The sequence below is a fragment of the Lentibacter sp. genome (assembly GCF_965657785.1).
In the GTDB taxonomy this organism is placed as follows: Bacteria; Pseudomonadota; Alphaproteobacteria; order Rhodobacterales; family Rhodobacteraceae; genus Lentibacter.
The window spans coordinates 72,136-80,779 of the sequence record NZ_CBFHPP010000007.1 but is presented as its reverse complement, the minus strand read 5'-3'; the positions used below and the strand labels follow the sequence as shown (position 1 = coordinate 80,779).

Annotated in this window: 10 protein-coding genes; 7 read left to right on the top strand and 3 right to left on the bottom strand. The window is 60.4% G+C overall.

Annotated features, from left to right (window positions below; all coding sequences use genetic code 11):
- The coding region (locus tag ACTF58_RS06460; protein ID WP_438991154.1) for a methylmalonyl-CoA mutase family protein at window positions 1–474 on the bottom strand (474 nt) is incomplete at its 3' end.
- Window positions 475–626: 152 nt separating this feature from the next.
- Here ACTF58_RS06460 and ACTF58_RS06455 point away from each other — a divergent pair.
- The 7 genes from ACTF58_RS06455 to ACTF58_RS06425 all read left to right on the top strand — a co-directional run bounded on the left by ACTF58_RS06455 (window position 627) and on the right by ACTF58_RS06425 (window position 7,484).
- Window positions 627–1,982, top strand: coding sequence for a 1-acyl-sn-glycerol-3-phosphate acyltransferase (locus tag ACTF58_RS06455; RefSeq protein WP_438991153.1), 1,356 nt, complete (start codon window positions 627–629; stop codon window positions 1,980–1,982).
- Window positions 1,983–2,129: 147 nt separating this feature from the next.
- On the top strand, window positions 2,130–3,416 hold the full coding sequence (ccrA, locus tag ACTF58_RS06450) for a crotonyl-CoA carboxylase/reductase (protein WP_438991152.1): 1,287 nt from the start codon (window positions 2,130–2,132) through the stop codon (window positions 3,414–3,416).
- 187 nt (window positions 3,417–3,603) lie between these two features.
- Window positions 3,604–3,816, top strand: coding sequence for a hypothetical protein (locus ACTF58_RS06445; RefSeq protein WP_438991151.1), 213 nt, complete (start codon window positions 3,604–3,606; stop codon window positions 3,814–3,816).
- Window positions 3,788–4,480 (top strand): helix-turn-helix transcriptional regulator, encoded by a 693-nt coding sequence (locus ACTF58_RS06440; protein WP_438991182.1) that lies wholly within the window; start codon window positions 3,788–3,790, stop codon window positions 4,478–4,480. The genes ACTF58_RS06445 and ACTF58_RS06440 overlap by 29 nt, the downstream gene beginning before the upstream one ends.
- 74 nt (window positions 4,481–4,554) lie before the next feature.
- Window positions 4,555–5,190 carry an acyl-homoserine-lactone synthase gene (locus ACTF58_RS06435; RefSeq protein ID WP_438991150.1) on the top strand — a complete coding sequence of 212 codons (636 nt, stop codon included), beginning with the start codon at window positions 4,555–4,557 and terminating at the stop codon, window positions 5,188–5,190.
- A 48-nt stretch (window positions 5,191–5,238) separates the two neighbouring features.
- The gene (locus ACTF58_RS06430; protein ID WP_438991149.1) at window positions 5,239–6,768 is read left to right on the top strand and encodes an ATP-dependent DNA helicase; all 1,530 of its coding nucleotides are present in this window, start codon (window positions 5,239–5,241) and stop codon (window positions 6,766–6,768) included.
- Window positions 6,765–7,484, top strand: coding sequence for an SDR family oxidoreductase (locus ACTF58_RS06425; RefSeq protein ID WP_438991148.1), 720 nt, complete (start codon window positions 6,765–6,767; stop codon window positions 7,482–7,484). The genes ACTF58_RS06430 and ACTF58_RS06425 overlap by 4 nt, the downstream gene beginning before the upstream one ends.
- On the opposite strand, the gene ACTF58_RS06420 is transcribed toward ACTF58_RS06425, so the two are convergent.
- Both ACTF58_RS06420 and ACTF58_RS06415 read right to left on the bottom strand, forming a co-directional pair.
- Window positions 7,481–8,242 carry a TIGR02186 family protein gene (locus ACTF58_RS06420; protein ID WP_438991147.1) on the bottom strand — a complete coding sequence of 254 codons (762 nt, stop codon included), beginning with the start codon at window positions 8,240–8,242 and terminating at the stop codon, window positions 7,481–7,483. The two genes, ACTF58_RS06425 and ACTF58_RS06420, sit on opposite strands and share 4 nt — an antisense overlap.
- A partial coding sequence (locus tag ACTF58_RS06415; RefSeq protein ID WP_438991146.1) for a sulfite exporter TauE/SafE family protein occupies window positions 8,242–8,644 on the bottom strand: 403 nt, incomplete at its 5' end. The genes ACTF58_RS06420 and ACTF58_RS06415, both read right to left, overlap by 1 nt.

The following is an 8,644-nucleotide window of genomic DNA, read 5'->3' as shown; positions in this document are numbered from 1 at the left end:
GCAATATTCGGCCACATCGCCGATCATCTTGAGGCTCGGCGCAGGCGGGCAGACATAGGTGCCGCGGCTGAGGTATTCCTTGATCAGATCGTTCTGGACCGTGCCTTGCAGCGCGCTCACATCGGCGCCTTGCTCTTCGGCCACAGCGATATACAGCGACAAAAGCCAAGGCGCTGTCGCGTTGATCGTCATCGAGGTGTTCATCTGCTCCAGCGGGATATCTTTGAACAAAGCCCGCATATCGCCCAAATGGCAGACAGGCACGCCGACTTTGCCGACTTCGCCGCGCGAGAGCACGTGGTCGCTGTCATAGCCCGTCTGGGTGGGCAGATCGAAGGCCACAGAAAGACCCGTCTGACCCTTCTCAAGATTGGAGCGGTAGAGCGCATTGGAGGCGGCCGCTGTGGAATGGCCCGCATAGGTGCGGATGAGCCAAGGGCGGTCTTTGCTGGCGGTGGGGTGCGCGTGCGACATGGGGGGCCTCGTGAATCGGTTTGGGTAATTATCTTACGTTGAGTGATTGATAATCGGAATTTTATGGCGCGTCAATTCGCTGCGTTGCGGCATTCGCGCGGCGCTTGGCCCAATCTTCTTGCATAGCCCCGAGGTTCTGGCAAAACTGGACCATGTTTCAGCCCGTCGCCCTTCCGCTTTGGCTTTTGGTGGTTATTCTGCTCTTTGCGGCAGTGACCTTTGCCTCGCATTTTTTGTTTCCCTCGGTGCGCTGGTTCTTTCGCCGCCGTATGGAAAAGGCCGTGGCGCAGCTCAACACCCGCCTGACCCGCCCGATCGAGCCGTTCAAACTGGCGCGGCGGCACGATATGATCCAACGGCTGATTTATGACGGTGCGGTCTGGGCCGCGATCTCGGATCATGCCAAAAGCGAGGGCGTGCCCGAAAACGTGGCGTTTGAGCGTGCCCGCCGCTATGCCCGCGAGATTGTCCCCTCGTTTAGCACGACGTTCTATTACGGCTTTGCGATCGGGTTGGCGCGGTTTATCTCGCGTCGGCTCTACCGTGTGCGCCTCGGCCACCACGCCGCTGAGACGCTCGCCAATATCGACCGCGACGCCACGGTTGTCTTTGTGATGAACCACCGCAGCAATATGGATTATGTGCTTGTGACATACCTCGCCGCCGAGCAGAGCGCGCTGTCTTATGCGGTGGGCGAGTGGGCGCGGGTCTGGCCGCTGTCGCGCCTCATCCGCGCGATGGGCGCATACTTCATCCGCCGCAAATCGCGCGGCGATCTCTATCGCCGCGTGCTGGCGCGCTATGTGGCGCTGGCCACAGAGGGCGGCGTGACGCAGGCGGTTTTTCCCGAGGGCGGGCTTTCGCTTGACGGGGCGCTCGCCAAGCCCAAGCTCGGCATTCTGCGTTATATCGTTGACGGGTATGACCCCGAGACGCGCGATGTCGTCTTTATTCCCGTGGCGATCAATTATGACCGCGTTTTTGAAGACAAGATCCTCGTGGCCGCAGGGCAGCGCGGCGACAGGCGCTTTGGCGCGCGGATCTCTGTTGTGTTGAAATACATCTGGCGCATCACATGGCATTGGGCGACAGGGCGCTATCACCGCTTTGGCTATGCCGCCGTAAGTTTTGGCGCGCCTGTGTCGCTGCGCGCGGTCTCAGCCGATGCACCCGCTGAAATCGACGCCTTGGCAGAGGATTTGATGCACAGGATCGGCGCGGTTGTGCCTGTCCTGCCTGTGCCCTTGGCGGCGAGTGTCTTTCTGGCGGCCAAGGCTCCGCTCAGTCACACAGACTATAGCGAGGCCTTTGTGGCGCTGGTGGATGCCATGCCAGAGGCGCATATTCACGCCCCGCGTGAGGATATGGCCTACGCGTTAGAGTATGGGCTGCGCAATCTGGTGGGGCGGGGCTTTGTCTCGGAGGCAGAGGGCCGCTACCAAATTACTGAGGAAGGCCAGCCCTTGGTGCAGTATTACGCCAATTCGATTGCGCATTTGCTGCGGTAGCGAGGGTTTTTCTGCACTCGCTCGGTTATAAAATTACAAAAAGTGGTCAATTGGCGTTGCAAAGTTGCGTGAAGCTCGCTACCTCTTGGGTCGTAAACGCGATTCTGCAGTGCAGCAGAGCCCCGCCTCAGGCAATGGAGTAAACAGATGGCCTTGGACACCGAAACAGGCGCAACGCCTTATGAAGCGCCCGAAAAAGACCTTTATGAAGTTGGCGAAATGCCACCGCTCGGCCATGTGCCAAAGCAGATGTATGCTTGGGCCATCCGCCGCGAGCGTCACGGCGAGCCTGACAAGAGCTTTCAGGTCGAAGTGGTCGACACACCCGTGCTCGACAGCCACGAAGTCCTCGTTTTGGTCATGGCTGCGGGCGTCAATTACAATGGCGTCTGGGCGGGCCTCGGTGTTCCGATCAGCCCGTTTGACAGCCACAACCAGCCCTATCACATCGCAGGCTCTGACGCCTCGGGGATCGTTTGGGCCGTTGGCTCGGCGGTGAAAAACTGGAAAGTCGGCGACGAGGTTGTCATCCACTGCAACCAGGATGACGGCGACGACGAAGAGTGCAACGGCGGCGATCCGATGTATTCTCCAAGCCAGCGCATCTGGGGTTACGAGACACCAGACGGTTCTTTCGCCCAGTTCACCAACGTGCAAGCGCAGCAGCTTCTGCCGCGCCCAAAGCACCTGACATGGGAAGAGAGCGCCTGCTATACGCTCACACTTGCCACTGCGTATCGTATGCTCTTTGGGCACCACCCGCACGAGCTGAAGCCGGGCCAGAATGTTCTGGTTTGGGGCGCCTCAGGCGGCCTTGGCTCTTATGCGATCCAGCTCATCAACGCGGCGGGCGGCAACGCCATCGGCGTGATCTCGGACGAAGACAAACGCGAGTTTGTCATGGGTCTCGGCGCCAAAGGCGTGATCAACCGCAAGGATTTCAACTGTTGGGGCCAGCTGCCCACAGTCAACACGCCCGAATATGCCGAATGGTTCAAAGAGGTGCGCAAGTTTGGCAAGGCGATCTGGGACATCACAGGCAAGGGCAACAACGTTGACATCGTCTTTGAACACCCCGGTGAGGCGACATTCCCTGTCTCGACATTTGTCTGCAAAAAAGGCGGCATGGTCGTGATCTGTGCGGGCACATCAGGCTTCAACTGCACCTTTGATGTGCGCTATCTCTGGATGCACCAAAAGCGCGTTCAAGGCAGCCACTTTGCCCACCTCAAGCAAGCCGCATCGGCCAACCGCCTGATGATCGAGCGCCGCCTTGACCCCTGTATGTCTGAAGTGTTCCCATGGGAGGACATCCCCGCGGCCCACATCAAAATGATGCGCAACGAGCATAAGCCCGGCAATATGTCGGTCTTGGTTCAGGCGCCCAAGACGGGCCTGCGCACCTTGGAAGACGTGGTCGCTGCGGGCCAGTAACGGCCCCGCGTTCAGACCCTAATCAGCCCCGCATTTGGCGTTCCAAGTGCGGGGCTTTTCTTTTCAAGGGCTTAAATTTGCGGCCCTCCCTGTTTCGGGGGAAGGAATACTCGCGAATAGGTTGAATTTCATCGCCATGTTACACTTCTGTTAATGGTTCGTTAACCCTTCAAAGGCGAGTATTGACATGAAGAATGACTGGATACTGGACGTTCTGAGTGATCTGCGCAGCTTTGCCGCGGCCAATGGCCTGCCCAAACTCGCCGAGCAGTTGGATGACACGGTGCTTCTGGCGGCGTGTGAGATGGTGTCCTTGCCGCATGGGGGAGACGCGCGTGGCGCGAACGCAAGACAGCCTGAGCTTTGTCACGATGTTGGAGGCTCTGGAACAGGCCTCTGAACTGTCCGAGTTACAGGCGCTCTCAGAGCGCTTGCGCGATTATTTCCAAGTCGATCATCTGGTCTATCACTGGGTCAGCGGCACGGGAACGCAATATGGCTGCGGCACATATGACCCCGCGTGGGTCGAGCTCTATATCGAGCGCGATTACCTCAGAATTGACCCTGTTGTGACGGGCTGCTTTCAGCGCTTTCATCCCGTCGACTGGAAGATGCTTGACTGGTCGGGCAAGCCCGCCAAAGCCTTTCAAGCCGAGGCACTTGCCCATGGGGTGGGCAATCAGGGCTTCTCTGTGCCGATCCGCGGGCCAAGCGGGCAATTTGCGCTCTTTACCGTGAGCCACCATTGCGATGATGCCACTTGGGCCAGCAAGGTCGAGGCGGCACGGCGCGAGCTGATCCTTGTGGGCCATTATTTCAACCAGAAGGCGCTTGAGTTTGAGCCGGACCGCGCCCCCGAAGCCGCCCGCGCGCTCTCGCCCCGCGAGGTTGACGCGATGACCTTTCTTGCCATGGGCTATTCGCGCGCCCAAGTCGCCAATACGCTCTCGATTTCGGAGCATACTTTGCGGGTCTATATCGAATCTGCCCGCTTCAAGCTCGGCGCGGCCAATACAACCCACGCCGTCGCCCGCGCCCTTCAGCACGGGCTGATTATCGTCTGAGAAGCGTGCGCTGCCGTTAAACTCTCTTAACCGATCCGCCCTAAACCCTGCGTAGCATTTACGAAGGGTTAACCATGATCAGATTTCTCTACGCCGACAGCCTTACCACGCACAGCCGCTTGGCGGCGAGTATGTTTCAGGACCGCGCCAAGCAGTTTTCCGAGCGCCTCGGCTGGGAGGTCAGCGTGAACGCAGCGGGCGAGGAGCGCGACCAATATGATGCGCTCAACCCCCTCTATGTCATCTGGCAGCGCCCCGACGGGCTGCACGGCGGTTCGATGCGCTTTCTGCCAACCACCGCCCGCTGCATGACCCATGAGCATTTTTTACATCTGTCAGACGGCGCGCCCGTTCAAAGCCCCTTTGTCTGGGAGTGCACCCGCTTTTGCCTGAGCCAAAACGGCGGCCCGCAGACGGCAGCACGGCTGATGCTGGCAGGGGCCGCGCTCATGGAGGGCCAGAGCCTCACGCATTTTCTCGGCGTGTTTGATGCCCCGATGGAGCGGATTTACCGCCAGATCGGCGCCAGCCCCGAAATCCTCGGTAGCGTGGGGCAGGGCCGCAGCAAAACCAGCCTTGGCCTCTGGAGCTATACGCCCGCCGCCAAGGCGCGGCTGGTCCAAAAGGCCGAGCTGAGCGACGCGATGATGCAGCATTGGTATCGGCGCGCCTTCGGGGCTATGCCGCCGCCCAAATCAAACGCCGCCTAGGTCGTTTGCCCATTCAAAGCGCGCCCAAAAGGCTCTAGGGTCGCGCGCATGAACACAGAGATCACACAGCTGTCCGAAGATCAGGCCGAAGCCTTTGACCGCGTTGCCGAAGTGCTGCGCCCCGCAGGGATTGATATCGAAAACGGCCTGCTTCAGCCGCCCCAAGGCGGGGCCAACAAGACATTGGCGATCACGGGTAAGGCAGGCTCTGGCAAAACCCTGCTCCTCGCCGCGCTCTACCGCGCGCTGGAAGAGGCGGGGCTTGATGTGGTCTCGGGCGATTTTGAAGGCAAAAAGCGCAAAGACCGCCGCACCTTGGCGATCCTTGCGCCCACCAACAAGGCGGCAAGCGTTCTGCGGATGCGCGGCGTGCCCGCCACAACCATTCACCGCATTCTCTACTCCCCCGTCTACGACCCCGAATATGAGCGCATCGCCGAATGGCTGACGGGGCAGGGCGAAAAGCCCGAGATCGAAGGGCTAACCGAGGTCGCGCTGGAGCGCGCCTATGCCTTTTATCAGGCCAATAAGTCTATTCCTGCGGCCCTCGCGGCGGCGGGTCTGCGCGGCTCTGACTTTATCACAGGCTGGAAGCGGCGCGACGAGCCGCTCGATGTCGGGATGATCGACGAAGCCTCAATGCTTGATGACAAGCAGTTTGAAGACCTCAAAGAGATTTTCCCCAGCCTCATTTTGTTTGGCGATCCGGCCCAGCTTGCGCCTGTGAACCAGTCGGGCACGATGGTGTTTGAAAAGCTGCCCGCCCCCGCCGTGCTCAATCTGAGCCGCATTCACAGACAGGACGCCAACAACCCGATCCTTGATCTGGCCCATGCGTTGGCCGATCCTGAGCTGAGTTTTGAGGGCTTTGAGCGGATGATCGAAGAGGCCGCCGCGCGCGATGAACGGGTCGTCTGGAGCCAGCGGGTCGAAGTGGATCTGATGGCGCGCAGCCCCGTGCTCGTTTGGCGCAATGCCACGCGCATTCGCCTGATCAATGCTTTCCGCCGCGTCTATGACGCCCCCGTTGATGCGCTGCTTGAGGGCGAACCACTCATTTGCGATGGGCTGGAGCTGCCGCTCAAACACCGCAAAAAGCGGCTTGATCTGGAGGCGCGCGGCCTCATCAAAGGCGCACAAGTCATTTATCTGGGGCCAGGCCGCAAGCCCGGCTTTTCGCGCCTTCATGTGGTCGGTGCCGAAGACCCGCAAGTCTCGGCCGCCTCGATTGTGAAGATCGAAATGCCCGATGAGGAAGAGCCGTTTATCCCCTTTGCCGCCCGCATGGGGGCGGCCTTTTTGCATGGCGCGGCCGTGACGATCCACAAGGCCCAAGGCAGCCAATGGCGCGATGTGCAGGTCTTCGCGCCCGATCTTTACGCCGCCGCGCGCATGGGGCGGAGCGAGGCGGGGCAGCCGCTCTGGAAGCGGCTCGCCTATGTCGCGATCACCCGCGCCGAAGAGCGGCTCCTCTGGGTGGTGCGCAACCGCCTCTCAAAGCCGAGCGCGCCGCTGACCACGGCTGATCTTGTTGTGCCTGCCCCCAAGCTGGAACTGGAAGCCGAGGAAGAGCTATGAAATCCATCCTGATCACAGGCGCAAGCGCCGGCATTGGCCGCGCCACAGCCGAGCACTTCCTTGCCCATGGCTGGCGTGTCGGGCTGCTGGCGCGCAGCCGCGGCCCGCTGGAAGAGATTGCGGCCGGGCAGGCGGGGGCCGTTGTGCTCCCCTGTGATGTGACCAATGCCAGCGCTGTTGAAGCCGCGTTCAAAACCTTCATGGCCAAAGCAGGGCGGCTTGATGTGCTCTTTAACAACGCAGGCAGCTTTGGCACCGCCGCGCCGATTGATGCGCTGTCGCTCAAGGCGTGGCAGGCTGCGGTCGATGTGAACCTCAACGGGATGTTTTACGCCGCCCGCGCGGCTTTTGCGCAGATGCGCGCCCAAAGCCCGCAGGGCGGACGGATCATCAACAATGGCTCGGTTTCGGCCCACGCCCCGCGCGAAAACGCGGTCAGCTATACCGTGACGAAACACGCGATCACGGGGTTGACCAAGGCGCTCTCGCTTGACGGGCGCAGCCTTGATATCGCTTGCGGCCAGATCGACATTGGCAATGCGCGCACAGCCCTTCTGGAGGAGCTGGCCGCCAAGACGCCCGACTCTCCGCCGCCGATGATGGATGTGCGCCATGTGGCCGAGGCGGTCTATAGCATGGCGACGCTGCCGCCTGAGGCGAATGTGCAGTTCATGACGCTGATGGCGACGAAAATGCCCTATATCGGGCGCGGCTAGTTCCGCTGAAAGACGCGGAAGACGGCCGACGCGCCCCAGCCCGCAAAGATCGCGATGGCGAGCGAGAGCAGCCCGTAGACCAGCGGCTGCTGGCGCGAAAGGTTGAACAAAAAGCGCTCCAGCCCGACTTTTTTCACTTCGATGACGGTGTTGTATTCGGAGACAACCTCGCCACCGCGCGTGAGGAAAATACGGGTCTGATAGTCGCCTTCCGTGAGGTTGGCGGGCATTGTGATCGAGGTTTTGAAGAGGGTTTGCTCAACGACTTCAACGCTGTTCTCGCGCAGCTGATAGAGGCCGTTTTCCTTGCGAATACGGATCACGGCTTTGGTGAAATCAACGGCGTTTTCAATGTCCATTGGTGCGCCCACAGAGCGGATCGCACGGGGGATAGAGACGCCGTGGCGCAGGTCTTGCGTGTCGGTCAGCGCCTCGGTAAAGGGCGCAGATGTGGCGATGGCGTAAAACGCCGGCGCGCTGTCGACTTCGACTTCGGCGGTGTTGATCCAGATGCCAAAGCGCTTGTCCTTGCGGCGCACGGTCAGCGGCTGTTCCGGCCCTGACACAGCAATAACCACTTGGATAGGGTCGCCTTTTGGCAAGGCCGTCTCGCGCTTGATCGCGCCGAAGATCAGGATTTCGGAGCCGTCAAAATTTGTGGTGATCGAAACAGACTTGTGGCTGAGGCCCAGCACGACGTTTTCGCCAGAGGCCATGGGCGCCAAGAACAGAAAGACAAGGGCCAGAGCAAAGCGCATCAGTGGCCCCCCACTGCGCCGATAGAGTAGAGCTCGGCTGGCTGCAAGAGAAGGTCCATCGCGAGCTTGCCACAGACCACAAGCACCATGAGCGCAAGCAGGATCCGCAGCTGTTCGGCCTTCAGTTTGACGCCGATCCGCGCCCCGATTTGTGCGCCGATGACGCCCCCGACAAGCAGCAGAACCGCCAGCACCATATCCACCGTGAAGTTGGTCGTGGCGTGCAAGAGCGTGGTGAAAGCGGTCACAAAAATGATCTGAAAGAGCGAGGTGCCAACCACAACTTTGGTCGGCATTCCCAGAATATAGATCATGGCAGGGACCATGATAAAGCCGCCGCCAACCCCCATGATCGCGGCGAGAATGCCAACGAGGATGCCCACAATGACGGGTGGAATAACA

Excerpts from the sequence above, each read along its gene's own strand:
- ACTF58_RS06455 (WP_438991153.1), top strand. The coding sequence starts at position 627 with ATGTTTCAGCCCGTCGCCCTTCCGCTTTGGCTTTTGGTGGTTATTCTG.
- ccrA (WP_438991152.1), top strand. The coding sequence starts at position 2,130 with ATGGCCTTGGACACCGAAACAGGCGCAACGCCTTATGAAGCGCCCGAA.
- ACTF58_RS06445 (WP_438991151.1), top strand. The coding sequence starts at position 3,604 with ATGAAGAATGACTGGATACTGGACGTTCTGAGTGATCTGCGCAGCTTT.
- ACTF58_RS06440 (WP_438991182.1), top strand. The coding sequence starts at position 3,788 with ATGTTGGAGGCTCTGGAACAGGCCTCTGAACTGTCCGAGTTACAGGCG.
- ACTF58_RS06435 (WP_438991150.1), top strand. The coding sequence starts at position 4,555 with ATGATCAGATTTCTCTACGCCGACAGCCTTACCACGCACAGCCGCTTG.
- ACTF58_RS06430 (WP_438991149.1), top strand. The coding sequence starts at position 5,239 with ATGAACACAGAGATCACACAGCTGTCCGAAGATCAGGCCGAAGCCTTT.
- ACTF58_RS06425 (WP_438991148.1), top strand. The coding sequence starts at position 6,765 with ATGAAATCCATCCTGATCACAGGCGCAAGCGCCGGCATTGGCCGCGCC.
- ACTF58_RS06420 (WP_438991147.1), bottom strand. The coding sequence starts at position 8,242 with ATGCGCTTTGCTCTGGCCCTTGTCTTTCTGTTCTTGGCGCCCATGGCC.